The following is a 23,565-nucleotide window of genomic DNA, read 5'->3' as shown; positions in this document are numbered from 1 at the left end:
GGATGCCCCGCTCCCGAATGCCCGCATGATGCTGTCCCTCCCCCTGCGCAACATGCTCGACGGCATCGGCCAGCGGGCCGCGGCGTGTTTTGCCGTCGTGATGCCCGACGGCAGCCGCATTCCCGTCGGCGAGGGTGCGCCGGCATTCACCATCACCTTCCACTCCGACGCGGCGCTTCTCGCCACCGCGACGCGCGGCCACATCGGATTGATGGAGGCCTACTTCGACCGGGAGGTGGATGTCGAGGGCGACTTCGGCGCCGCCCTGGCGGCCGGCATGGCGGCGGGTTTCGACCAACAGGCCGGCGCGCTCAACGGCATCGAGAACGGCCTGCACGAGCTGCGCCACTCCAACCGCGACCCGCTCCAGGCCAAGGCCAACGCACGGGCGCACTACGGGCTGGGCACGGCGTTCTACCGGCCGTGGCTCGACGACCCGCTGATGATGTACACCTGCGGCTACTGGCCCGAAGGCACCGCGAGCCTCGAGGAAGCGCAGCGCCGCAAGATCGACCACGTGTGCCGCAAGATCCTGCTGCAGGCCGACGATCGCTTCATCGACATCGGCTGCGGCTTCGGCGGCTTCATGTTCCGCGCGCAGGAGACGATCGGCGCCACCGGCGTCGGGCTGAACACGACGACCGAGCAGGTCGAGTGGCTGCGCGGCGAGATCGACCGGCGCGGGCTGCAAGCCTCGCTGCAGGTGCGCGAGGCCGACTTCCGCGATGTGGATGCGCAGTACGACAAGGTGGTTTCGATCGGCACGCTGGAGCACGCGGGGCGCGACCAGCTGGCCGAGGTGATCCGTGCCCACGCGCAGTTCCTGAAACCGGGCGGGCTCGGCATCCTGCACTTCATCGGCCACGTGGGCCGCTTCGAGACCGAGCTCTTCATTCGCAAGCATGTGTTCCCCGGCGGCTGGATCCCCAGCCTGGCCGACGTGATCGTGGAGATGGAGCGCAGCGGCCTGGAGGTGCTGGACATCGAGAACCTGCGCCGGCACTACGCGCCCACGCTCGACGCCTGGGCCGAGCGCTTCGAGCAGCACTGGCCCGCGATACAGGCCCTCGACCCGCAGCGTTTCGACGAACGCTTCCGGCGCGTCTGGCGCACCTACCTGACCGGCTGCGCCGAGATGTTCCGCTCGCCGGCGGGCTACACGCACCTGTTCCAGGTCGTCTTCAGCAAGGGCAATGTGAAGCCGAACGGCTACCCGATGGGCCGGGGGCACCTGTATGAGCCGCACTGAAGCGCTGGCCCACGAGGCACGCAGGGACCGCCTGCTGGCCGGGCTGCGCGCGGACGGCGGGAGCCCCGCCGCGCCGCTCGCGCTGGCCAAGCGCACGTCGAACCTGTTCCGCGACCGCGAAGCCGGTCCGCGGCACCGCATCGACCTCGGCGATTTCGACCACGTCATCGACATCGACACCGCGCGCAGCACGGTGGAGGTGGAAGGCATGGCGACCTACGAGGCGCTGGTGGCCGCGACGCTGCAGCACGGCGTGATGCCGGCGGTGGTCCCCCAGCTCAAGACCATCACGGCCGGCGGCGCGGTGGCGGGTGTGGGCATCGAGGCGACGTCGATGCGCCAGGGGCTGGTCCACCATTCGATGCTGGAACTCGACGTGCTGCTGCCGGACAGGCGCATCGTCCACTGCACGCCGGACAACGCGCACCGCGACCTGTTCTTCGGTTTTCCGAACTCCTACGGCTCGCTCGGCTACGCGCTGCGGCTGGTGCTGCGCACCTTGCCCGTGCGGCCCTGCGTGCGCGTGGAGCACATCGCGCACGCGAGCCCCGAGGACTTCTTCGCCGCGCTGGCCGAGGCCTGCGAGGGCGATGCCGACTTCGTCGACGGCGTGGTGTTCGGGCCCCGGTCGCTGGTGCTGAACATCGCCCGCTTCGAGGACACTGCGCCCTGGCTGAGCAACTACGAGTTCGAGCGCATCTACTACCGCTCGCTGCTGGAGATGCCGGTCGATCACCTGAGCGTGCACGACTACCTGTGGCGCTGGGACACGGACTGGTTCTGGTGCTCGAAGAACTTCGGTGCGCAGAACCCGCTGGTGCGCCGCCTGTTCGGCCGCTCGCACCTGAACTCGTGCAGCTACACGCGGCTCATGCGCGCGAACGCCCGCTGGGGCCTCGCGAAGCGGCTGGCCCGCTGGCGCGGCATGCACACCGAGTCGGTGATCCAGGACGTCGACATTCCGATCGCGGCGGCGCCGGCCTTCCTCGACTTCCTGCAGCGGGAGATCGGCATCCTCCCGGTCTGGGTCTGCCCGGTGCACGCGCCGGACCCGGACGCGCACTTCACGCTGTACCCGCTGGCCGCGGGCATGCTCCATGTCAACTTCGGCTTCTGGGACGTGGTCGAGACCCGCGAGGCCCACGAGGCCGGGCATTTCAACCGGCTGATCGAAAAGGAAGTGCTGCGGCTGGGCGGGATCAAGTCGCTCTATTCGGACAGCTTCTTCACGCGCGACGAATTCAACGCCACCTACGGCATGGCGGCCTACGAGGTGCTGAAACGCCGCTACGACCCCGACGGCCGGGCCCCGCACCTGTACGACAAATGCGTGCTGCGGCGCTGACTTGATCGGCATCAAGGTGCCCGCGCGGCACGCGCCCGAAGATTCGCACACCGCCCACATCCCGCGCCGGGCGCCGCGCATCACCGAGCAGGCTGCCCCATGAACTTCAGAACCATCCTCGTTCACCTGGACCGCTCCGACCGCAGCCCGGCGCGCGCCGCGCTGGCGGCGCAGTGGGCCAGGTCCCATGAAAGCCACCTGGTTGGGCTGGTGCCCACGGGCCTGTACGACGGCGTGATTCCGATCGATGCCATTGCCACCGGCATGACCGACTACATCGCCGATGCGGCCAGCCACCTGCGGCTGCGCGCCGAGGCCATCAGCCGGGAATTCAGGGAAGACATCCATGCATCGGGCCAGCTGTCGTACGAGGTTCGCCTCGTCGATGGGACGACGGTCGACGCGGTGATCCGGCACGGCCGCGCGAGCGATCTCGTGGTGCTCGGCCAGGACGACGAATCGGATGCGAAGGACACCACCGTGCACGGCCTGGTGCAGCAGGTGCTGATGGAAGCCGGGCGCCCGCTGCTGATCGTGCCTTGCGCCGGAAACTTCAGCGCCCCCGCGAAGAACGCCGTGGTCACCTGGGACGGTTCGCGCGAGGCCGCGATCGCCATCCACGCGGCCCTGCCGGCGCTGCGGCGCGCATCGCGCGTGACGCTGGTCTCGTATCGGCATCCGGACGAGGAGGACGACGAACAGCGGCTCCTCATGCCGGAGATGATCCAGTTCCTGCTGCGGCACGGCATCCAGGCGAGGGCGGAGCGGGAGGTGACCGAGATCGACATCGCGGATGCGCTGCTGTCGCGCATCTCCGACCTCGGTGCCGACCTGCTCGTAATGGGCGGCTATGGCCATTCGCGGTTTCGCGAACGGGTGCTGGGCGGCGTCACGCGGCAGATCCTCGCGCAGATGACCGTGCCGGTCCTGATGGCGCATTGAGGCGGCCGCGGGCGCCGGGGCCCGGCTGCGCAGCCTGGGGCGTGTCGGCCCTGCCTTGACTCAGGTCAAGGCCGTCGCGGTGTCCCGTGCCAAGCTCGGCCCCAAGCAACCGAAGGAAAACGTCCGTGCGCGACAAGCCGCTCCAGGGCCTGACCGATGCCGAAGCCGCGCAGCGCCTGCGCCGCGACGGCCCGAACGTCCTGCCCTCCGTTTCCCGCAAGGGCTTGCTGCGCATCGCCTGGGGTGCCTTGACGCAGCCCATGTTCGTGCTGCTGCTGGCCGCCGCGGCGCTCTATGCCGTGCTCGGCGACCTGGGCGAAGCCGGCATGCTCGCGGTGTCGGTGCTGCTGGTGGGCGGACTGTCGATCTACCAGGAGCAGCGCACCGAGCGGGTCCTGGAAACGCTGAAGGACTTGTCCAGCCCGCGCTGCACCGTCGTGCGGCAGGGACGCCCCGTTCGGATCGCGAGCCGCGAGCTGGTGCGCGGCGACTGTCTGCTGGTGAACGAAGGCGACCGCCTGTCCGCCGATGCGCGCGTGATCGAGGCCGTCGGGCTGCAGGTCGATGAGTCCTTGCTCACGGGCGAGTCGATGCCGCTCGGCAAGCATCCCGGCGGCGGTGTCGGCGGCGGCGAGGGCCGGGCGGACGCGCTCCTCGCGGGCAGCCTGGTGGTGCGCGGCGACGGCGTGGCCGAGGTGACGGGCACGGGCGCCCACACCGCGCTGGGCGCCATCCACCGGTCCATCGCGCAGCTCGCACCGCGCGCCAGCCGGCTGCAGGCGGAACTGCAGCAACTGGTGCGCCGGGTGGCCTGGCTCGCGGCCCTCACCTGCCTGGCCGCGGCCGCGGTGTTCGCGCTGCGGGAGGGCTCGTGGACCCAGGGCCTGCTGGTCGGCCTGACGCTGGCGATGGCGCTGATCCCCGAGGAGTTCGCCGTCGTCTGGAGCGTGATGCTGGCGCTCGGCGCCTGGCGCCTCGCCAAGTCGAATGTGCTGACTCGCCAGCCCCAGGCCATCGAGGCCCTCGGCACCATCACCGTGCTGTGCGTGGACAAGACCGGCACGCTGACACGCAACCGCATGGCGCTCTCGGCCCTGCACGACGGTGCCGGCGAATGCGCGTTGCACGACGCGGGCGAGCCTGCGGCGCAGCGCTTTCATCGGCTGCTGCAGGCCGCGGTCCGTGCCAGCAACGCGGACGGCGTCGAACCGATGGACCGGGCCGTGCGCGCGGCCGCCGAGGCCGCAGGCCTGCGGCCGGATCCGGCCTGGACGCCCGGTGTTCGCCGGGGGATCCGCGAGGGCTCGCCCTACGTGGTGCATTGGTGGCACGCGTCCGGGGTGCCCGGCCAGGCGGTGGCGGTCAAGGGCGCGGCGGAAGCCGTGCTCGGGCTTTGCGGCGCCGATGCGGCGCTCGCGCAGCGGCTGCGCGAGGCGGCCGACCGCTGGAGCGCCGCCGGACTGCGCGTGCTCGCGGTGGCCGAGGGCCACGCTCCTGCGGCCGGCGACGACGCCGCGCTGCCCGAGGGCCTTCGGCTCGCGCCGCTGGGCCTGCTCGGCTTCATGGATCCCTTGCGCGACGAAGTGCCCGGCGCCGTGCAGGCATGCCGGCGCGCCGGGGTGCGCGTGGTGATGATCACCGGCGATGCCTCCCTCACGGCCCGGTCGATCGCGCGGCAGGCCGGCCTGGTCGATGGCGGCGCGGCGCACGTGATGACCGGCGCGGCGCTCGCCGGCATGGACGATGACGCGCTGCAGGCCTGCGTGCGCGGGGTGCAGGTGTTCGCGCGGGTCGACCCGGCGCAGAAGCTGCGCATCGTGCGGGCCCTGCAGCAGTGCGGCGAGGTCGTCGCGATGACGGGGGACGGCGTCAACGACGCGCCCGCGCTCAAGGCGGCCGACATCGGCGTCGCGATGGGCCAGCGCGGCACGGACGTCGCGCGCGAGGCCGCCTCGCTGGTGCTGACGGACGACAACTTCGCCTCGCTGGTCGACGCCGTGCGCGCCGGCCGGCGCATCTTCACCAACCTGCGCAAGGCCCTGGGCTACCTGTTCGCGGTGCACGTGCCCATTGTCGGCGTGGCGCTGATCCCGGTCGTGCTGGGCGGGCCGGTGCTGCTGCTGCCGCTGCACGTGGTGCTGCTCGAGCTGTTGATCGACCCCGCCTGCTCCCTGGTGTTCGAAGCCGAGCCCGCGCCGGACGACAGCATGGACGTGCCGCCGCGTCGCAAGGAGGACACGCTGTTCTCGCTCGCCTCGGCCGCGCGCGCGCTGGCGCTCGGCGGGCTTGCGTTTGCCGGCGTGGCGCTGGTGCAATGGGCGTGCCGCGAGCGCGGCGCTTCGCCGGAGCTGCTGCGCCTGGCGAGCCTGGGCTCGATCGTGCTCGGCAACCTGTTGCTGCTGCTGTGGTTCCGCGGCGCCGGCTTCGGACGCACGCACGCCAACGCGGTGTTCCATGCGCTGCTGGTGGGCGTCTGCGTGGTCTGGGTCCTGCTGACCGGCGTGCCGGGCATCGGTGCCTGGTTCGGCCTGGCAACCCTGCCGCCGCACTGGGCCCTGTGGGTGGCGCTGCCGGGCTGCTGGGCGGCGTGGCGCCTTTTCGTTCACTCTCAGGGCCGATGAACCGGGAACAAAGACAGATGGACACGACACTGGTGCAGGCACTGCGCGAATCGTTGCAGCGGGAGACCGGCGCGCGCGTCGAGCTGGTCGAGACCCACATCTCGTGGGTGCTGCTGACGGCGACGCTCGCCTACAAGCTCAAGAAGCCGGTGCGCTTTCCCTTCGTCGACTTCGCAAGCATCGCGGCGCGCAAGCATTTCTGCGAGGAAGAGCTGCGCCTCAACCGGCGCTTCGCGCCGTCGCTGTACCTGGATGTGGTGCCGGTGTGCGGCGCGCGCGAGGCACCGCGGCTCGGTGGCGGCGGCGTGCCGATCGACCACGTGGTCCGCATGCGGCGCTTTCCGGAGTCGTCCCTGTTGCGCAACCTGCTGACCGCAGGCCGGTTGGAGCCGGCCTCGCTCGACGCCTTCGCGCGGCGGCTGGCGGCGCTGCAGGGCGCGGCCGAGCGCGTCGTGCCGCCGTCCGCATTCGGCGCCCCGGACGCCATCGTGCGTGCGGCCATCGATGTCGTGAACCAGCTGCTCGTGCAGCGCAGCGACAGCCGTCTCGCGACCCTGGCCGCATGGATCCGCGAACGGGCGCAGGCGCTGCACATGGCCTGGATCGCGCGCCAGCAGGGTGGCGCGGTGCGCGAATGCCATGGCGACCTGCACATGGCCAATGTCGTCCTGGTGGACGGCGAACTCACTGCCTTCGATTGCATCGAGTTCGACCCCATGATGCGCCGGATCGACGTGATGAGCGACATCGCATTCCTCACCATGGACCTGAAGGCCCATGGCCGCCCCGATCTCGCGTTCCGCTTCCTGGATGCGTGGCTGCAGCACAGCGGCGACCATGCGGGCCTGCAGGTGCTCGGCTTCTACGAGGTGTACCGGGCGCTGGTGCGCGCCATGGCTGCGGGCCTGGGGCCGCAGGCCGCGCCGGCTCCGGCCGGCGCATCGAAGCCCGACTACCTGGCCTGCGCCGCGCAGTTGGCGCACAGCCCGCGGGGGCGCGCGCGCCTGCTGATCACGCACGGGTTCTCGGGTTCCGGCAAGTCGACCATCGCCTCGCAGCTGCTGTGCGCCGCGGGCGCGGTGCGCATCCGTTCGGACGTGGAGCGCAAGCGCCTGTTCGGCCTCGATCCACTCGCCCGCTCCGCCGAGCGGGGCCTGGCCATCTACGGTGCGGAGGCCACCCGGCGGACCTTCGAGCGGCTGCGGGCCTGCGCGCGCGATGCACTGCTCGCGGGCTATCCGGTGATCGTGGATGCGGCCTTCCTGCGCGGTGCGGAGCGGCGCAGTTTCCAGGGGCTGGCGGCTGAACTCGACCTGCCTTTCGCGATCCTGGACTGCCGGGCCGGCGAAGCCGTGCTGCGCCGCCGCGTGGCCGGACGCAATGCCTTGGGCATGGATGCGTCGGAGGCCGGCCTCGAGGTGCTGGAGCGCCAGCTCGCGGCGCACGAGCCGCTGGCGCCCGACGAGCGCGCGCTGGCCATCGAGGTCTTCACCGAGGACGCGGTGGATATCGCCTCGCTCGAGGCGCGCTGGCGTGCGCAGACCTGACGCGCGGCGATGCCGCTTCGGCGATCACCTGCCGCCGGCCGGGGTGCTCGCGCCGCGCGATCCGGGCGCCGGCGACCAGGCGGGCCGTTCGGCGCGTCCGGAGTCGACGACGATCAGGTAGCGGCCCGCGCCTTCGACCGGCGTCTGGTCCGTCGGCAGCACCCACATCGGCATGCCTTGTGCCGCAGCTGCGAGGTAGTCGGCATCGAGCACGCCGAAGCGGTCGAGCAGCCGATTCAGGCTGGCCGGGATGCGAATGCAGCCCTTCGACTGCACGCTGCCGAGCCGCGGCTCGAGCAGGTCCGGGTCGGTGGCATGCATCTGCAACCGCATCGTGCCGTCGCCGCCCCGGCCCCACAACCGCCGGGCCTGCTGCCATCCCAGATCGAACACACGCATGCCCTTCGTCCCGTAGCCGCGGATGCCATGTTCGTTGCGGGTGCCTTCGGCGCGGAAGTCGGGGTTGTCGGTCGTGAACTCGAACACGCCGAGCGGGGTCTCGAAGTGGTCGAACTCGCCGCCGCGCCCGGTCGATGCCGCGGTGGCGCCCACGAGGAGCGGCGCGGCGCCGTCGCCCAGCCAGTAGATGAAGATCGCTTGCACGTTCGGGCTCCGGTCGACGAGTGCGACGTATTGCGGCACGGGCGCGACGCCGGCCTGCGCGAGTGCGCCGAGCGCCAGCTCGCCATAGCGCCTGGCTTCGTCGGGCGGTGGTTCGAGCCGATGATCCACCTGTGAGCGGAAGGCGCCGGCCAGGTCGGAGGGGGTAGCGCGGCCCGCGATCGAGGTGCCGGCGCAAAGCATGACAAGGACGACGGCAACGGTTGCAATGAAAGACGCACGGTGAATGGAAGACATCGTGCGCCGGAGTCTGCAGGGCTTCGCGCCTTCCGCCTTGACGTGGCGCAAGGCGAAACACCTGCCGTGCGGCCGTTCGGATCGGTCGCAGTCGCAGGGCGATGCGATGAACTCGATCAGCCGCGGCGAGTCGATCCGCCTACCTGCCGTGCCAACAGGTATCGACGCCGAGGATCGAATAGACCGGGCAGATGCCGACCACTCCTGTCAACAACCCCAGCACCCCCACGTAGCCCCAGGACTCGATGGTCCCGGGCGCGGCAAGCGCGACCAACAGCATGCCCGACGCGATGCGCAGGGTGCGGTCGAGGATTCCAAGGTTGTTCGACATCCGGTTGTCCCTTTGCTGGAGCGCCACATGGAGCATCCTGCATCTGGAGCACGCGGGCCGCGTTGCGGTGGATCAAGCGGCCGCGTGGAGAGAGCGCTCAGCCGGGCTTGCCGTCCACCCGGGCCCGGGTCAGCACGGGCCAGTAGCGCACGGCAAACAGGCCGAAGCCCAGGCTCCAGAACGCCGCGGAACAAAGGACCGCGGCGACCGTGTGGGCCGGTGCGGCCAGCGGCACGAGCACCCGGACCAGCGCGGCGAGGAGGACCAGCACGAAGCAGGCGGTGTCGACCTGGTCGGCGCGCAGCACCCGGCCGGTGTGGCCGCGCGATGTGCGGACCATCATGCCGATGATGAGCCCGCCCGCGGCGCCCACGGTCAGCGCATGGGTGGCGAGCGATGCCGGCACCCCGCCGTGCAGCACCGCCAGTGCCCGCAGTGCGAGGTGAACCGGAATCCACGCGTAGGCCACGTGCAGCACGAGCACCAGCGTGTTGGCCGAAGCCTTCCAGGGCCGCCACAGCAGCCAGCGCACCAGGTGCGCGAGCGCCGCGGGCAGCGCGATGGCGGCCATGGCGATCGGCGGCAGGCCCGCGGCGTCGGCCAGCAGCAGACCGAGCACCGAGCCCAGCGCGATCTTCTCGGCCAGCGGGTGCCGCGTGGCACCGGCGCCGGAAATGCCGTTGTTGGTGAACATCGGCACCACCCGGCCCGCCATGACGGCCATGATGAACAGCAGCACATCCAGCGCCACCTGGATGCCCAGCCACGCCGGCACCTCGATCACGCCGAGCGCCGACAGGTGAAAGGCGAGCGCGGCGCCCGCGAGCAACAGCAGCAGGCCGACGAAGAAGTAGTTGCGGCGGTTGCGCGCGGCCACCAGCGGGCGCGCCAGCGCCAGCGCGCAGGCCAGCGGAAAGGCCGCGTTGGCCACCGCGGCCGACCAGGCGAAGGGCGTGAGCACGAGCACCCGGCCCACCACCCAGAGCACCGCCAGCGCCGCCAACGGCAGCCCCGTGGGCGTGGGCTGGCCCGACCAGTTGCGGCCCGCGGTGAAGAGGAATCCGACGATCACGGCCAGCGCGAAGCCGAACAGCATCTCGTGCGCATGCCACATCGGCCCCTGCAGGTAGGCGCGCGGCAGCCAGCCGGCGAACTGCATGGCCCACAGCGCGATGGACAGCGCCGCGAAGCCGCTGGCGAGCAGGTAGAAGGGGCGGAAGCCGAGCTGCCACAGCGCAAAGACCGGAGGCTGGATCGACGGGGGTCGTGCGGGTTCGAGCGGAATGAAGCTTGCCATCATCTGGCCTTTCGGGCGCCCTCGGCGCCATGTTGAATGCGCCACGCGACGGCCGCGCCGGCCACGGTGACGGCAAAGAAGACGATCGCGGCCGCGTTGAGCGAAGCCCCGGCGGCGCGCAGCGGATCGCCGAAGCTTCCCAGCGCGAGCCGCACGACAAGCGACAGGTGCAGCGCCGCCAGCGGCAGGTAGAAGAAGGCGCCGAAGCGCAGCTTGATGCGCGCGATGGCCGGCAGCACGACGGGCGCGTGCCCCATCACCATGCTGATGACGAAGCCCAGCCCCAGCGCGTGCAGCGCGGCGTCGCGCGCGGGCCATCCGAGCGCGGTCGCGACCCACGCCACGCCCGCGATCCCGAGCCAGGCATAGCCGCCCAGCAGGCAGACCGCCATGTAGCGGCTGATGCCGTGCGTGAACACCGTGCGCCGCGCGACGTCGAACACCGCCAGCCACGCGGCCAGCAGCGCAAGCGCCGCACCGTAGACGAGTCCGCCGGCGCGCGGGGCCGCGCCCGAGCACGCGGCGCCTGCCAGCAGCAGCGCCAGCACGGCATGCAGCGTCACGCTGGCGGCCGGGCGCCGGCGCATGAGCCGCGTCATCTCGAGCCGTTCGGCCGCGATGGTCATGACCAGAAAGGCGAACCACCACGGGAAGACGGCGCTGCCGTCGCGGCCGGCGGCGAACAGAAGGTTGCCCACCACCCACGCGGCCGCGCCGACCGCCAGCAGCAGCGTGTGCGCCGCGCGCTGGCGCCACACGACCAACGCGTTGACCGCCAGGAAGAACACCGCCGCCGCCACGCAGAGCCACGCGCCGGCGGCCTGCGGCCCGAAGGCCAGGCACAGGGCACCGGCGCCCGACGCCAGCGGCGCCACGAATGCCCAGCGATGCTTGACGGCCACGGCGCGCTCGATGCCGATGACGGTGCCCAGGAAGCCGCAGACCATCAATGCGGCGTGCACCAGCAGCACCTGGCCGGTCCAGGTGAAGGAATGCGGGTCCGGCACGGCGACACCGAGCCGCCAGAGCCCGCCCGCCATGCCTGCCACCAGCGACACGCCGGCCAGCGCGCCGAACAGCGCACGCGCCGGAATCCAGCGGCGCGCCGGCGATGTCTTCGTTGGCCGTCCCATGCGGGCGGCGGGGCTTGCAGCGCCTACCATCCCATGAACCGCTTGGCGCCGGGACTCATGCGCTCCGGGCTCCACGGCGGCTCCCACACCAGCTCGACGCGGATCTGCAGCTCGGGCGGGACGACCTTGTCCAGCTCGGCTTCCGCCTCGTCCATGATGAGCTCGATCACCGGGCAGGCCGCAGAGGTCATCGTGATGCGCACGTGCGCCATCGCGGCGTCCACCATGACGCCGTAGACCAGGCCGACATCGACGATGTTCATCGAGATCTCCGGATCGACGACGCGCGACAGCGCCGCGGCCAGCGGCGCGCGCAGATGTTCCGGCCCGTCGTACGGAAAGCGGGCCGCGGCCGGCGCCGTGTCCGCCGGCGAGTTCACGCGCCCTCCCGTTCGGCTTGCGCCATGCCGATGCGGCCTGCCAGGAACACCGTGGCCAGCGCCTCCCGGTTGTGAACGAGGTCGGCCAGCGTGTAGCGCTGCAGCACCGCGTGGAATGCCGCCACGGCTTCGCCCAGCACGCCCTGCAGGCGGCACAGGCCGGTGATGCGGCACGCGCCGCCGCCTTCCCCGAAACATTCCACGATGGCACCGCCCTCGGTGTGGCGCACCACGTCGCCGATGTTGATCGCCTCGGGCGGCTTCGCGAGCGCGAGGCCGCCGCCCTTGCCGCGGATGTTGGCCAGCCACCCCTCCTTGCCCAGGAAGTGCACCACCTTGGTCAGGTGATGCTCGGACACCGCGAAAGCGGTGGCGATCTCGCCGATGGTGGCGCGGCGCTCGGGCTGCGCGGCCAGGTAGATCAGCACGCGCAGGCTGTAGTCGGTGAAGGCGGTGAGCTTCATGGCTGCAATGGCGTCGTGTCACCGTTCGGCCGCGTGGCCCACGTGGCCGGCCTGGAGGGCCGGGCCCTTTCGGCCCTTGCCGCGCACCGATGGCTGCGGCGCGGCTTGCGCCGCCGGACGGCGCAGCAGGCGCAGCGCATAGGCCGCGAGCAGCACCGCGCCCACGGCGAAGACGATGTCGCCCGGCACCCGCATCCACACCAGTGTCTCCATCACGCGGGAATGCACGATCTCGGCCGAGCGCGCGTACCACAGGCCCTGCGTGACGCTGGCCCAGGCCTGGTAGATGCCGGCGGGCAGCAGCGACAGGAACACCATCATCGCGAGGCCGATGTTGAGGCTCCAGAACGCGGGCCTGAGCAGCCGGTCGGCATGCAGCTGGCGGTCGTACAGGCCGCGCAGGCAGAACAGCATCAGCCCGATGCCCAGCATGCCGTAGACGCCGAAGAGCGCGGCATGGCCATGGGCGGCCGTCATGTTGAGCCCCTGCACGTAGTAGAGCGAGGCCGGCGGATTGATCGCGAAGCCGAGCACGCCGGCGCCGATCGTGTTCCAGAAGCCGACGGCCACGAAGCACATGACGATCCACTTGTAGGCGGCGAGCCAGGGCATGGCCTGCGAGCGGCGCCAGGTCTGCAGGGCCTCCAGGCCGATCAGCGTGAGCGGCACCACTTCGAGCGCCGAGAACACGGCGCCCACGGCGATCACCGAGGTCGGCGTGCCGGTGAAGTAGAGGTGGTGCAGCGTGCCGAGGATGCCGCCGAACAGGAACACGATGGTCTCGGCGATGATGGCGCGGTTGGCGCTCTCGGTGCGCACCAGCCCCAGGCGCGTGAAGATCAGCGCGACCACCGCGGTGGCGAACACCTCGAAGAAGCCTTCCACCCAGAGGTGCACCAGCCACCAGCGCCAGTACTCGATCATCGAGTAGTGGGTGTGCTGTCCCCACACCAGCGAGGTCGAATAGAAGCCGCCGATGCAGGTGGCCGACAGGAACACCATCGCGATCAGGCCGCGCGATGCCGACGGCTTGACCAGCGCGGGCCACAGCGCGCGGCCCAGCAGGAAGACCCAGAACAGCAGGCCGACGAACAGCAGCACCTGCCAGAAGCGGCCCATGCTGGTGTATTCGAGGCCCTGGTTGCCCAGCCAGAAGCTGAAGTCGACGCCGCGATGCTGCAGCGTGCCGAGCCAGCCGGTCAGCGTGGAGCCGACCACGATGGCGATCAACGCCCAGAACAGCACGTCCACCCCGAGCTTCTGCAGCCTGGGCTCGCGCCCCGACAGCAGCGGCGCGATGTACAGGCCCGTGGCCAGCCAAGCGGTGGCGATCCAGAAGATGCCGATCTGCGTGTGCACCGTGCGGCTCACCACGTAGGGGAGCAGCTCGGCCAGTGGCAGCCCGAAGAACGACTGCCCCTCGACCGCGTAGTGGGCCGTGATGACGCCCATCGCGATCTGCAGCAGCATCAGCCCGATCACCGCGAAGAAGTACTTGCGCGTGGCCTTCATGGAAGGCGTTGCCACGGCGCCGAGGAGCGGGTCCGCCTTGGGCGGCTGCGCTTCGGCTTCGTGCTTGCGGCTGCCGTGCAGCCACAGCATGGCCGCAATGGCCGCCAGCAGCAGGCAGATGCTCACCATCGACCAGACGGCGGCCGAGCTGGTCATGGTGTTGCCGACCAGCGGCTCGTGCGGCCAGTTGCTGGTGTAGCTCAGGCCCGTTTCCCCGGGGCGGTCGGTGGCGGCGGCCCATGAAGTCCAGAAGAAGAAGGCGGTGAGTGCCTGGCGGTCGGCGCGCTCGGGCAGCGTGCCCGCCGTCATCGCGTACTGGTCGCGCAGCGTGGCGAGCGCGCTGTCGTCGCCGAACAGCGCCTCGTAGTGGGCCGCCACCTCCCGGATCGCCTGCGCGCGGTCGGCCGGGACGGTGATCACGCCGCTGGCCGCGTCGTAGGTGTTGCGCCGCATCTGCTCGACCACGGTGGCCGCGAGCGCGCCGCGGTCCGCCGGGCTCAGCGCATCGAAGTCCTTGCGAAAGGCCTGGGCGTGGCGGTTGCGCAGCGCCACGGCCTCGCGGTGCAGCCAGTCGGCGGACCAGTCGGGCGCGACGTAGCTGCCGTGGCCCCACACGGAGCCCAGCTGCTGCCCGCCGGTCGAGAGCCAGACCTGCTGGCCGCGCTGGATCTGCTCGCCGGTGAAGACGACCTCGCCGTCGGAACTGGTGACCGCGCTCGGGATCGGCGGCGCGGTCAGGTAGATCTGCACGCCCAGGTAGCCGAGCGCGCCGAACGACAGCACGAAGATGAAGGCCAGCCAGCGCCACAGCCGGTTGTTGTTGCTCATGATGTTTCCTTCTTCGGAATTCGGATCGATGGTGCTCAGGCGCCGCCGCATCCGCCGCAGCAGCCGCCGCTCGCGTGTGCGTCGAAAGCCGGCACCTTGGTGATGGCCACGCGCCAGACCGAGGGGCCCGCCTCGAGGTAGTTCCATGCGAACCGGTCGGGCCATTGCGACTGGAACTGCGCATACAGCGGCTGGGGATCGTGATCGTTCACCAGTTCGATCGCGTGGCCGACGTCCAGGGCGGCAAAGGTGGAGAAGATGTGCGCGTGGCGAAAGCGCGGCTCGAGCCTGCGGACATCGATCACGGACGAGGAGGAAGCTGCAGATTTCATGGGTTTTTCCTGCTGGGAGCGACGAGGCTCGAAAGGTGTATTTCAGATGCACCTATGCTAGGAAGGCGTGTGCGGCGCAGCTTGATCTGCATCAACATCGGGAGCGAAGGCAGCGGCGACGCTCACGGCATGCCTTCTTCCTCATCCTCTCTTTTCGACCAGCTGCTGCAGGCCGCGGCGGCCCAGCCCGAGCCCCAGCGTCTGCTGTTCGTGTTCGCCGAAGCCGATTTGCCCGGCGATGCCGATGCGGCGCAGCGCGCCCGCTTCGAGGCGGGGCAGGGCGGTTCGCTGACGCCCGTGGCCTGCGTTGAAAAAAGCCTGCCGGAACTCAGCACCTTTGCCGCACTGGTGGCCGAATCGCGCCGCGTAAGCCTGCCCTGGCGCGTGATGTTCGCGGCCGGCCTGTCGGGCGCCAACGGCCAGCCGCCCTCGCCCGAACGCATCGACAGCGCGCTCGAGGCCATGGTCGAGGGCGTGCGAAGCGGTGCCTTCGGCGACTATCTCGCGCTCGACACCGAGGGCCGGCCGCTGCGATTCGGCTGAGGTGCCCCCCGGCTACTTTCGAACGCCGCGGCGCGCCGCCAGCCGCTCCTGGATCAGGCGGTCCTTGTCCTGCCACTGGGCCTCGATCCACTTGCGGGTGTGCGCGCGGCGCGCCTTGTCGCCCGACGGATCCGTGCCCAGCAGATGGGGTGGTATGGCGCGCTGGCGGACATCGACCGCCACGGCCCGCACGCCGCCGCACAAGAGCGCCCAGAAGCTCGGCGTCCCCTCGGGGTAGACGATGGTCACGTCGAGCATCGCCTCGAACTGCTCGCCCATCGTGGCCAGCGCCACGCCAAGGCCGCCGGAGCGGGGCTCGAGCAGATGGCGGTAGCTGCTGTTCTGCGCGGCATGCTTGGCCGTAGTGAAGCGCGTGCCCTCGACGAAATTGATGACGGCTGTCGGCACGCGCCTGAACTTCTCGCAGGAACGCCGGGTGGTCGCAAGGTCGGCGCGACCGGTGCCGCGGCCGCGCTTCATGAACGGAAAGTCGAGCGCCCACCAGGCCAGCCCGATCACCGGCACCCAGATGAGCTCGCGCTTGAGGAAGAACTTGAGGAAGGGAATGCGCCCGTGGAAGACGCGCTGCAGCACCAGGATGTCGACCCAGCTCTGGTGGTTGCTCGACACCAGGTACCAGCCGCGGGGGTTGAGGCCCTCGATGCCCCGGATCTGCCATGGCGCGGGGCACGCGCGTGCGATCCAGGCGTTGTTGACGGCGACCCAGCCGCCGGCCAGCCGGTTCAGCACCCGGTCGCAGCCGGTGCGCACGCGGTCGGCCGGCACCAGCAGCTTGACCAATGCCGGCGGCACCATCAGCGTGAATGCGAGCAGCGTGTTCAGGCCGAGCAGCAGCCCGTTGAGCGCACCGTGCACGGAATGCATCAGTCGCACGGAGGAAGCTGTGGCACGCAGCCCAGTTCGCTGACATAGCGCTCGAGCGCGGGCCGCGCGGGACCGGCCTTCTGGACCGTCACCGAGCCCACGCTGATGAAGCACAGCGGCTCGTCGTGCCGGTCGAGCGCGAACAGGGCGCGCAGTTCGTCCGACTGCAGCGCCTTGCCGGTGGTCAGCGCCGAGCCGTAGCCCAGGGCGGTGGCGGCCAGCAGCATGTTCTGGATGGCGCATCCGGCCGACAGGATGCGCTCGGTGGCCGGGATCTCCTCGTTGCCGGGGCCCATCCGTGCGACCGCGAGCATCAGCAGCGGCGCGCGAAAGGCCTTCTCGCGCGCCTGGCCCTGCTGCGCGGGCGTGGCGGCGGCGTCGCGCTGCAGCAGGGCCTGCGCGAACACTTCGGCGAGCCGCTCGCGCTGCGGCGGCGGAACGATGACGAAGCGCCATGGCACCAGGCCGCCATGGTCCGGGGCCGAGGCGGCGGCGCCGAGGATCTGCTCGAGCTCGGCACCATCGGGCCCCGGCGCACCGAGCCGCTTGGGCAGGACGGTGCGGCGCGCGTGCAGGAGCGCGGCCAGCTGCCGCGCGGTCATGGGCGAATCGGCCGGAACGCCGGCGGCCGGGCTCATCCGCAGCTTCCCAGGTGTCCGCACTGCGTGCAGTAGTCGCAGCCGTCCTTGCGGATCATGGCGTGGGCGCCGCATTCGGGGCACTTGGCCCCCACCATCGGGACAGGGGCGGCCACGGAGGGTGCCGGCGCGTCCGGCGCCGCGCTCGCCTGGCCGCTGCGGCGCGCGATCAGCTGCTGGATCGCATAGGCGATGGCGCCCACTTCGGAGTCGTGCCACATGGGCACCTGGGTGCCGTCGGCCTTCAGGTGGTGGCCCAGGCGCACCGGCCCCCGGTCCCAGGCGACCTTGCGCATGTCGGCCAGCGCGCGTTCGAGAAAGCCGCCGCGCGCGGCCAGCGACAGCAGCCGCATGCTCGCGGTGATCCATTGCTGGGATTCGCCGCTCTGGCCCACGGGCATGAAGAATTCCACGGCCCGCTCGCGGCCGTCGGCCAGCGGCAGGAACGACACCACCAGGTAGAGCGTCTGCCGCCCCTGCTGCGTCCAGTACTCGATCTTCTCGGCGACGGCGTTCAGGGCGCCCTTCGGTCGGCTCTCGATCATCGCGCGCATCGGATCGGCCGCCACGCTGTCGGCGGCGGGACGGGCCTCCGGCGGCGCTGCCGGCGTGAGCTCCAGCACGGATCCCAGGATGCTGTTGGGCCGGTAGGTGGCCAGGCCCTTGAGGCGGGCGGTCCAGGCCTGCAGGTAGAGGCCCTTGAAGTCCTCGTAGGGATAGTCGGCGGGCACGTTCACCGTCTTCGAGATGGCGGTGTCGACGAAGGGCTGCACCGCCTCCATCATGGCCAGGTGGCCGGCCGCGGGCATCGACTGGGCCGAGACGAAGTACGCCGGCAACTGCCCGGTATCCCCGCCCAGGAAGCGGTACAGCCGCCAGGCGTGGTCCTCGACGTCGTACTCGGAGGTGCTGCCGTCGGCCTCGCGCTTCTTGCGCCGGTAGGTCCAGGAGAACGCCGGCTCGATGCCGTTCGAGGCGTTGTCGGCGAACGCCAGGCTCACGGTGCCCGTCGGCGCGATCGAGACCAGGTGGCTGTTGCGGATGCCGTGCATGCGGATCTGTTCCTGCAGCGCCGGGTCCAGGCGGCTGGCGAAGGTGCCTTGCGCCAGGTAGCGCTCCGCGTCGAACAGCGGGAAGGCGCCTTTCTCGCGCGCCAGCGCCACCGAGGCGGCGTAGGCGGCGTCCCGCAGGCAGCGCGCGATGCGCACCGCCATGGCCCGGCCCTCGGGCTGGTCGTAGCGCAGGCACAGCATGGCAAGCGTGTCACCCAGGCCCGTGAAGCCCACGCCGATGCGGCGCTTGGCCATGGCCTCGGCGCGCTGCTGGGGCAGGGGCCAGAAGGTGAGGTCCAGCACGTTGTCGAGCGCCCGCACCTGCAGCGCCGCGGCTTCGCCGAAGCGCGCGAAATCGAAGTGCGCCGCACCGCCGATGCCGAAGGGATGGTCCACGAAGCGCGTCAGCACGATCGGCCCGAGGTCGCAGCATCCGTACGGCGGCAGCGGCTGCTCGCCGCAGGGGTTGGTCGCCTCGATGTGCTCGCAGTAGCGCAGGTTGTTGTCGTTGTTGATGGTGTCGGTGAACAGGATCCCGGGCTCGGCGAAGTCGTAGGTCGAGCGCATCACCAGGTCCCACAGATCCCGCGCCGGCAGGCTGCGGTAGACCCAGCTGCCATCGCTGGCCTGGGCCGCGCCGCGCGCGATCAGCTCGGCGCCCGGCCTGGCGCTGTGCACCAGCGGCCATTCCTCGTCGTCCGCGAGGGCGCGCATGAACTTGTCGGTCACCGCCACCGACACATTGAAGTTGTTCCAGCGCCCGGGCGTGCGCTTGGCCGTGATGAAGTCCAGCACGTCGGGATGGTCGATGCGCAGCACGCCCATCTGCGCGCCGCGCCGCGCGCCGGCGCTCTCCACGGTGGCGCAGGAGCGGTCGAACACGTCGATGTAGCTGCACGGGCCGGATGCCGTGGACGCAGTGGTCCGCACCTGCGCGCCGCGCGGCCGGATGCGCGAGAAGTCGTAGCCGACGCCGCCGCCGCGGCGCATGGTTTCGGCGGCTTCGCGCAGCGCCTCGTAGATGCCCGCATAGCCTCCGGCGTCCTGGCCCTGGATGCAGTCGCCCACCGGCTGCACGAAGCAGTTGATCAGCGTGGCCTCCAGCTCGGTGCCGGCGGCGCTCATGATGCGGCCGGCGCCGATGGCGCCGGCGCGCAGGTTGCCGAGAAAGCGCGCTTCCCACTGAGCGCGCTCGCCTTCGGCCTCGACCGAGGCCAGCGCACGCGCCACGCGCGCGAACAGATCCTCGACATCGGCTTCGCCGGGCTTGAGGTATTTTTCCCGCAGCACGTCGCGGCTGATGGGTTGCACGGGCAGTGGTTCCATCCTGGCGTCCTCGCGCTTCATGCCGCGGCTCCCCCCGTCGGGATGGCGGGGCGGATGCCGCCGAGCAGCCATCGCATCAGGTCGCGCACGGGGCGGATCTCGCTGCCGAACGGCAGCGCCCCCGCGCCGCGGAAGAACAGGCCGCGGTCGAGGTGGCCTTCCAGTGCGTGCCCCAGTGTCTTGTCGATGCAGAACTGGCCCCAGCTCGGGGTGCCGTCGCGCAGGCCGCAGTGCGCCAGGCAGTCGAAGCGCATGGTGCAGCTTTCCTTCTTGTGCGCCTTGTGCTGCAGCCGCGGCTCCAGCCGCAGGTACTTGTCGAGCCACGGCGTGCGCACCGCGCGTGCGGGCAGGCCCGCCGTGCTGACGAACTCGACGATGTCGGCGGGCTGGGCGTCGGCCAGCACCTTCTTGAAGGCCGGGTTCGCATCGCATTCGGTGGTCACAGCGAAGGCGGTGCCCAGCTGCACCGCCGAAGCGCCGATGCCCTGCAGGCGCCGGATGTCTTCCAGGCTGCCGATGCCGCCGGCCGCAATGAGGGGAATGCGGCCCTCGATGCCGGCCGTCCTGAAGAACTCGAGCACCTGCGGAATGGCGACGTCGAAGTCGAAGCGCGGGTCCTGCAGGTCGGCGACCTTGGAGGCGCCCAGGTGGCCACCCGCCAGCCGCGGATGCTCGATCACGATGGCGTCGGGCAGGCGCCCCTTCTTCTCCCACTTGCGCACCACCAGCTGCACGCCGCGCGCGTCCGAGAGGATGGGGATGAGCGCCACCTCGGGATGGTCGCGCGCGAGTTCGGGCAGGTCCAGCGGCAGGCCCGCGCCCACCACCAGCGCGTCGATGCCGCAGGCCATGGCATGGCGCAGGTAGGCCTCGTAGGCGGTCAGCGCCTTCATCACGTTCACGGCCACGAGGCCGCGCCCGCCGGAGAGCTCGCGTGCACGCGCGATCTCGCGGCCCAGCGCCTCGAGGTTGGCGGCATCGATGCGCTGCCCGGCGTCCGGCTCCGCATTCAGGTGGGCCGTGAGCGCCATCAGGTCGGGATGCAGCCGGCGCAGGTCGACGGCGGAGATCGTGCCCATGCCGCCCAGCCCGGCGACCGTGCCGGCGAGCCCGCCGGCCGACACGCCGACACCCATGCCGCCCTGGATGACGGGGAGGCGTTCGACGCCCTTGAGGCGCCAGTTGCGCAGGCCCGAATCGCGCGAAAGCGCTTGCAGGGCGGTTGCTGTCTCGTCAGAGGATCGATCCATCATGTTCCACATAAGGTTGATAGGGGCCGGTACCGGCGTTGGAGGCGAGCGAGGCCGGCAGGAAGTCGCCCGCCTGTGCGTCGAACACATGGACTTCGCCTTCCTCGATCACGTAGTGCCAGCCGTGCAGCGTGAGCGCGTTGCGCTCGACGCGGCTGCGCACCATCGGGTAGTCCATCAGGCGCTCGAGCTGCAGCACGACTGCGCGCTGTTCGCTGCGGCGCAGCGCGGCGGGGCTGGGACGCACCGGCAGCAGGGCCTCGTCGGCCAGCCGCAGCCATGACTTGAGCGCCACCGCTTCGTCCGCCACGCCTTCGTAAGCCGCGCGGATCGCGCCGCAGTGGCTGTGGCCGCACACGACGATGCGCTCGACCTTCAGTTCGAGCAGCGCGAATTCGATCGCGGCCACCGTGCCATGCAACCCGTGCGTTCCGTCGCAGGGCGGCACGAAGGCGCCGACGTTGCGGATGATGAAGAGCTCGCCGGGACCGGTGCCGGTCAGCAGGTAGGGCATCAGCCGCGAATCCGAGCAGCCGATGAAGAGCGTCTTCGGATGCTGGCCTTCGGCGACCAGGTCCTGGAAGCGTTGCTGGTGCCGTGGGAAATAGTCGGACCGGAACCTGCGCAGACGCAAGAGCAGGTCGTCCGGTTCCTGTGCGGTCATTGCACCAGCGGGGAGTCCGCGCCTTCGAGGACCAGGCCGCTCACCTCGGCGCGGCCGGCCAGCAGCTGCATGTACTGGTGCAGGGCCTTGGCGCGCGACTGCTGGGCGAGCTGCACCGCGATGCGCTGGCTCACCTCTTCGAACGATTGCTGGCGCCCGGGGTCGCGCGCGAGCACTTCGACGATGTGGAAGCCGTAGCGGCTGTGGACCAGGCGCGGATGCAGGCCCGGCGCGTCGAGCCGTTCGGTGTTGTGGAACAGCTCGGCCGTGAGCTCGTCGGCGCAATCGTCCGGGCCGATCCAGCCGAGGTCGCCGCCCTCGGCGCCGCTCGGGCAGTTCGACAGCGTCTGCGCGAGTTCGGCGAAGCGGGTGGGAACGGCATCCCTGTGGCGCAGTTCGAGGAGGGCCTGCTCGGCGCGCGCGGCCAGCGCCGCGACGTTGATGCCGTCCGTCACCGCAAACAGGATGTGGCGTGCATGCACGCGGCGGCCGATGGCGAAATGCGCGATGCGCGCCGCGTAGTAGCGGCGGCATTCGTCCTCGCTGGCCGCGGGCACCTCGATCTCGTCGTCGAGCATCTGCTGGATCACCGCCTGCTCGCCGATGCCCAGCCGTGGTGCCAGGCGCGCATCCGAAGGCGGCAGCAGCCGGCGTGCGACGGCCTCCTGCCGCAGCAGCTCGGCCCAGGCCAGCTCGCGCAGGCTGTATTCGTCCGGACGTTCGCCCGGCAGGTGCAGGGCGACGCCGTTGATCGCCGCGCATGCGGTCTCGATCGCAGCAGCCTCGGTCGCTGCCGCCTCGACGGCCACCGGGGTTGAAGCCGGCACGGGCGCCGCGGTTTCGCGGCACTGGCAGGCGCCGCCGCCGCATCCGCCGGCGCTCACGATGCCACCCCCGTCGACTTGGCCACGGCCCCGGCCGGCGCCGTCTTCGGCGGCGAATGAGGCGCGGCACTCGGAGCGGCTGCCGAGGCCGGCTTGCGCGGTGCCAGCGCGCGGCGGCTGCGCACCACCTGGTAGGGCCGGAACACGTATCCCACCGTGGCGAAGCCACTCCAGACGTGCACCAGCCGCGTGAACGGGAAGATCAGGAAGATCGACATGCCGAGGAACATGTGGGCCTTGAACACCCAGCTCGCGCTGTCCAGCAGTTCCACCGCGCCGCCGCGGAAGGTGACGATGCGCTGCGCCCATTCGGCCAGCAGCACCATCATGCTGCCGTCCAGATGCCGGGCCGACAGCGGAATGGTGGCCAGGCCCAGCGCCAGCTGCAGCCACAGCAGGACCAGCAGCACGATGTCGCTGGTCTTGGAGTTGAGGCGGATGCGCTCGTCGCCGAGCCGGCGGTGCAGCAGGATCGTGATGCCGATGAAGCCGAGCAGGCCGGCAATGCCGCCCGAGATCATCGCCATCAGCTGCTTGCTGCCGGCACCGATGAAGGGCTCGTACAGGAAGTGCGGCGTCAGCATGCCGACGCTGTGGCCGAAGAACAGGAACAGCACGCCCACGTGGAACAGGTTGCTGCCCCAGCGCAGCTGGCCGGCGCGCAAGAGCTGCGAGGAGTCGCTCTTCCAGGTGTACTGGTCGCGGTCGAACCGGATCAGGCTGCCGATGAAGAAAACGCTCAGGCAGATGTACGGGTAGATGCCGAAGAGGAAATTGTTGAGGGCATTCATACGGGGGCTCCACTGGCGGCGGCCGCTGCCGCCTTGCGAACGATGTGGATGGGCTGCGCATCGCCGGGCCGTGCCTGGCCCTGGGTGCTGCAGCCATCGAAGACGATGGGTTCGGCCCAGCTTTCGTCGAGCGGCTGGTCGTCGGCCACCGCCACCGCTTCGGCCTTGTGGCCAGCCAGCTCGATGACCGCCGCCAGCACGCTCGCATAGGCGCTCTCGCGCTTGCGCAGCGCGCTGAAGATGGACGCAAGGATGTGCGCCATCTCGCCCAGGAACGCACGCGCCACCGCCGGCGGCTGGGTCGACGCGAATTCGAGCACCACGCACAGGTGATCGGGCACTTCGTGCGGACCGAGCAGCAGCCCGCATTTCTCGTAGGTCTGGGCCAGGTCGATCATCGCCGGGCCGCGCTCGCGCGAGTCGCCGTGCACATGCTCGAAGAGGTGCAGCGAGGTGCTGCGGCCGCGGTCGAACAGTTCCACGAACTGCGTCTCGGCTTCGATCGGATCGACCGAGACCAGGGCGCGGGCCAGGGCCCGCAGCTCCTTTCGGCGCGCCGGCGACAGCGCCGCCTCGGCGTCCATCGCATCGGCCAGCTGCGGCATCAGGGCGCGCGCCTGCGCATCGGGATAGCCGAGCAGCAGCGCGAGTGCGCGAAGGGTGTGGCGTTGGGTTTTCATCGTGGCGCTCCCG

General features: G+C 70.8%; 22 protein-coding genes. 6 read left to right on the top strand and 16 right to left on the bottom strand.

All coding sequences use genetic code 11. The features are described from left to right. The first annotated feature begins 25 nt into the window (after positions 1-25). The 5 genes from ACAM54_RS28135 to ACAM54_RS28115 all read left to right on the top strand — a co-directional run bounded on the left by ACAM54_RS28135 (position 26) and on the right by ACAM54_RS28115 (position 7,704). Positions 26-1,249 (top strand): cyclopropane-fatty-acyl-phospholipid synthase family protein, encoded by a 1,224-nt coding sequence (locus tag ACAM54_RS28135; protein WP_225613091.1) that lies wholly within the window; start codon positions 26-28, stop codon positions 1,247-1,249. Further along, positions 1,236-2,594: an FAD-binding oxidoreductase gene (locus tag ACAM54_RS28130; RefSeq protein ID WP_369651547.1), complete on the top strand. Its 1,359-nt coding sequence runs from the start codon at positions 1,236-1,238 to the stop codon at positions 2,592-2,594. The genes ACAM54_RS28135 and ACAM54_RS28130 overlap by 14 nt, the downstream gene beginning before the upstream one ends. 99 nt (positions 2,595-2,693) lie before the next feature. Then, a complete protein-coding gene (locus ACAM54_RS28125; RefSeq protein ID WP_192325639.1) occupies positions 2,694-3,536 on the top strand; it encodes a universal stress protein in 843 nt (280 codons plus the stop codon). A 125-nt stretch (positions 3,537-3,661) separates the two neighbouring features. Continuing rightward, positions 3,662-6,157, top strand: coding sequence for a cation-transporting P-type ATPase (locus ACAM54_RS28120; RefSeq protein ID WP_192325637.1), 2,496 nt, complete (start codon positions 3,662-3,664; stop codon positions 6,155-6,157). A 17-nt stretch (positions 6,158-6,174) separates the two neighbouring features. Further along, complete coding sequence (locus ACAM54_RS28115) at positions 6,175-7,704, top strand: bifunctional aminoglycoside phosphotransferase/ATP-binding protein (protein WP_192325635.1); 1,530 nt, start codon at positions 6,175-6,177, stop codon at positions 7,702-7,704. Positions 7,705-7,728: 24 nt separating this feature from the next. Here the strand turns inward: ACAM54_RS28115 and ACAM54_RS28110 are convergent, their stop codons facing one another. The 8 genes from ACAM54_RS28110 to ACAM54_RS28075 all read right to left on the bottom strand — a co-directional run bounded on the left by ACAM54_RS28110 (position 7,729) and on the right by ACAM54_RS28075 (position 14,839). Further along, a complete protein-coding gene (locus tag ACAM54_RS28110) occupies positions 7,729-8,508 on the bottom strand; it encodes a L,D-transpeptidase (RefSeq protein WP_369651846.1) in 780 nt (259 codons plus the stop codon). A gap of 193 nt (positions 8,509-8,701) precedes the next feature. Then, the gene (locus ACAM54_RS28105; RefSeq protein ID WP_192325631.1) at positions 8,702-8,893 is read right to left on the bottom strand and encodes a DUF2892 domain-containing protein; all 192 of its coding nucleotides are present in this window, start codon (positions 8,891-8,893) and stop codon (positions 8,702-8,704) included. 97 nt (positions 8,894-8,990) lie between these two features. Continuing rightward, positions 8,991-10,190 carry an NnrS family protein gene (locus ACAM54_RS28100; protein ID WP_369651548.1) on the bottom strand — a complete coding sequence of 400 codons (1,200 nt, stop codon included), beginning with the start codon at positions 10,188-10,190 and terminating at the stop codon, positions 8,991-8,993. Continuing rightward, the gene (locus ACAM54_RS28095; RefSeq protein WP_369651549.1) at positions 10,190-11,323 is read right to left on the bottom strand and encodes a hypothetical protein; all 1,134 of its coding nucleotides are present in this window, start codon (positions 11,321-11,323) and stop codon (positions 10,190-10,192) included. Before ACAM54_RS28095 ends, ACAM54_RS28100 begins: the two co-directional genes overlap by 1 nt. Before the next feature lie 23 nt (positions 11,324-11,346). After that, on the bottom strand, positions 11,347-11,703 hold the full coding sequence (locus ACAM54_RS28090) for a metal-sulfur cluster assembly factor (protein ID WP_192325627.1): 357 nt from the start codon (positions 11,701-11,703) through the stop codon (positions 11,347-11,349). Continuing rightward, complete coding sequence (locus ACAM54_RS28085; RefSeq protein WP_192325625.1) at positions 11,700-12,167, bottom strand: Rrf2 family transcriptional regulator; 468 nt, start codon at positions 12,165-12,167, stop codon at positions 11,700-11,702. Before ACAM54_RS28085 ends, ACAM54_RS28090 begins: the two co-directional genes overlap by 4 nt. A gap of 18 nt (positions 12,168-12,185) precedes the next feature. Further along, positions 12,186-14,507, bottom strand: coding sequence for a nitric-oxide reductase large subunit (locus tag ACAM54_RS28080; RefSeq protein WP_369651550.1), 2,322 nt, complete (start codon positions 14,505-14,507; stop codon positions 12,186-12,188). A 35-nt stretch (positions 14,508-14,542) separates the two neighbouring features. Next, on the bottom strand, positions 14,543-14,839 hold the full coding sequence (locus ACAM54_RS28075) for a DUF2249 domain-containing protein (RefSeq protein ID WP_145744220.1): 297 nt from the start codon (positions 14,837-14,839) through the stop codon (positions 14,543-14,545). Between the two features lie 129 nt (positions 14,840-14,968). Here ACAM54_RS28075 and ACAM54_RS28070 point away from each other — a divergent pair, with 129 nt between their 5' ends. Further along, positions 14,969-15,382, top strand: coding sequence for a ribonucleotide reductase subunit alpha (locus ACAM54_RS28070; protein ID WP_192325621.1), 414 nt, complete (start codon positions 14,969-14,971; stop codon positions 15,380-15,382). 12 nt (positions 15,383-15,394) lie between these two features. On the opposite strand, the gene ACAM54_RS28065 is transcribed toward ACAM54_RS28070, so the two are convergent. From ACAM54_RS28065 to narJ, 8 genes are read right to left on the bottom strand one after another with little or no spacing between them, the layout of a single operon-like run. Beyond that, entirely contained in the window at positions 15,395-16,267 is an 873-nt protein-coding gene (locus ACAM54_RS28065) for an acyltransferase (protein ID WP_369651551.1), read from the bottom strand. Then, entirely contained in the window at positions 16,267-16,905 is a 639-nt protein-coding gene (locus ACAM54_RS28060; RefSeq protein ID WP_192325617.1) for a nitroreductase, read from the bottom strand. The genes ACAM54_RS28065 and ACAM54_RS28060 overlap by 1 nt, the downstream gene beginning before the upstream one ends. After that, complete coding sequence (locus ACAM54_RS28055) at positions 16,902-19,304, bottom strand: adenosylcobalamin-dependent ribonucleoside-diphosphate reductase (protein WP_369651552.1); 2,403 nt, start codon at positions 19,302-19,304, stop codon at positions 16,902-16,904. The genes ACAM54_RS28060 and ACAM54_RS28055 overlap by 4 nt, the downstream gene beginning before the upstream one ends. Beyond that, positions 19,301-20,533, bottom strand: coding sequence for an NAD(P)H-dependent flavin oxidoreductase (locus ACAM54_RS28050; RefSeq protein WP_369651553.1), 1,233 nt, complete (start codon positions 20,531-20,533; stop codon positions 19,301-19,303). The genes ACAM54_RS28055 and ACAM54_RS28050 overlap by 4 nt, the downstream gene beginning before the upstream one ends. After that, positions 20,517-21,197: a carbonic anhydrase gene (locus tag ACAM54_RS28045; RefSeq protein ID WP_145744227.1), complete on the bottom strand. Its 681-nt coding sequence runs from the start codon at positions 21,195-21,197 to the stop codon at positions 20,517-20,519. Before ACAM54_RS28045 ends, ACAM54_RS28050 begins: the two co-directional genes overlap by 17 nt. Beyond that, complete coding sequence (locus ACAM54_RS28040) at positions 21,194-22,081, bottom strand: peptidylprolyl isomerase (RefSeq protein ID WP_369651554.1); 888 nt, start codon at positions 22,079-22,081, stop codon at positions 21,194-21,196. Before ACAM54_RS28040 ends, ACAM54_RS28045 begins: the two co-directional genes overlap by 4 nt. Continuing rightward, the gene (gene narI, locus ACAM54_RS28035) at positions 22,078-22,872 is read right to left on the bottom strand and encodes a respiratory nitrate reductase subunit gamma (RefSeq protein WP_192325611.1); all 795 of its coding nucleotides are present in this window, start codon (positions 22,870-22,872) and stop codon (positions 22,078-22,080) included. The genes ACAM54_RS28040 and narI overlap by 4 nt, the downstream gene beginning before the upstream one ends. Further along, positions 22,869-23,552 (bottom strand): nitrate reductase molybdenum cofactor assembly chaperone, encoded by a 684-nt coding sequence (narJ, locus tag ACAM54_RS28030; protein WP_192325609.1) that lies wholly within the window; start codon positions 23,550-23,552, stop codon positions 22,869-22,871. Before narJ ends, narI begins: the two co-directional genes overlap by 4 nt. Positions 23,553-23,565: the final 13 nt, after the last annotated feature.

The organism is Variovorax sp. V93 (genome assembly GCF_041154485.1).
GTDB classification, from domain to species: domain Bacteria; phylum Pseudomonadota; class Gammaproteobacteria; order Burkholderiales; family Burkholderiaceae_C; genus Variovorax; species Variovorax beijingensis_A.
The sequence above is the reverse complement of the archived record's forward strand: the minus strand, read 5'-3'. Positions and strand labels throughout refer to the sequence as shown.

Bases quoted from the DNA above. Each gene is read 5' to 3' on its own strand.
- ACAM54_RS28135 (WP_225613091.1), top strand. From the start codon at position 26: ATGATGCTGTCCCTCCCCCTGCGCAACATGCTCGACGGCATCGGCCAG.
- ACAM54_RS28130 (WP_369651547.1), top strand. From the start codon at position 1,236: ATGAGCCGCACTGAAGCGCTGGCCCACGAGGCACGCAGGGACCGCCTG.
- ACAM54_RS28125 (WP_192325639.1), top strand. From the start codon at position 2,694: ATGAACTTCAGAACCATCCTCGTTCACCTGGACCGCTCCGACCGCAGC.
- ACAM54_RS28115 (WP_192325635.1), top strand. From the start codon at position 6,175: ATGGACACGACACTGGTGCAGGCACTGCGCGAATCGTTGCAGCGGGAG.
- ACAM54_RS28110 (WP_369651846.1), bottom strand. From the start codon at position 8,508: ATGCTTTGCGCCGGCACCTCGATCGCGGGCCGCGCTACCCCCTCCGAC.
- ACAM54_RS28105 (WP_192325631.1), bottom strand. From the start codon at position 8,893: ATGTCGAACAACCTTGGAATCCTCGACCGCACCCTGCGCATCGCGTCG.
- ACAM54_RS28100 (WP_369651548.1), bottom strand. From the start codon at position 10,190: ATGGCAAGCTTCATTCCGCTCGAACCCGCACGACCCCCGTCGATCCAG.
- ACAM54_RS28095 (WP_369651549.1), bottom strand. From the start codon at position 11,323: ATGGGACGGCCAACGAAGACATCGCCGGCGCGCCGCTGGATTCCGGCG.
- ACAM54_RS28085 (WP_192325625.1), bottom strand. From the start codon at position 12,167: ATGAAGCTCACCGCCTTCACCGACTACAGCCTGCGCGTGCTGATCTAC.
- ACAM54_RS28080 (WP_369651550.1), bottom strand. From the start codon at position 14,507: ATGAGCAACAACAACCGGCTGTGGCGCTGGCTGGCCTTCATCTTCGTG.
- ACAM54_RS28075 (WP_145744220.1), bottom strand. From the start codon at position 14,839: ATGAAATCTGCAGCTTCCTCCTCGTCCGTGATCGATGTCCGCAGGCTC.
- ACAM54_RS28070 (WP_192325621.1), top strand. From the start codon at position 14,969: ATGCCTTCTTCCTCATCCTCTCTTTTCGACCAGCTGCTGCAGGCCGCG.
- ACAM54_RS28065 (WP_369651551.1), bottom strand. From the start codon at position 16,267: ATGCATTCCGTGCACGGTGCGCTCAACGGGCTGCTGCTCGGCCTGAAC.
- ACAM54_RS28060 (WP_192325617.1), bottom strand. From the start codon at position 16,905: ATGAGCCCGGCCGCCGGCGTTCCGGCCGATTCGCCCATGACCGCGCGG.
- ACAM54_RS28055 (WP_369651552.1), bottom strand. From the start codon at position 19,304: ATGAAGCGCGAGGACGCCAGGATGGAACCACTGCCCGTGCAACCCATC.
- ACAM54_RS28050 (WP_369651553.1), bottom strand. From the start codon at position 20,533: ATGGATCGATCCTCTGACGAGACAGCAACCGCCCTGCAAGCGCTTTCG.
- ACAM54_RS28045 (WP_145744227.1), bottom strand. From the start codon at position 21,197: ATGACCGCACAGGAACCGGACGACCTGCTCTTGCGTCTGCGCAGGTTC.
- narI (WP_192325611.1), bottom strand. From the start codon at position 22,872: ATGAATGCCCTCAACAATTTCCTCTTCGGCATCTACCCGTACATCTGC.
- narJ (WP_192325609.1), bottom strand. From the start codon at position 23,552: ATGAAAACCCAACGCCACACCCTTCGCGCACTCGCGCTGCTGCTCGGC.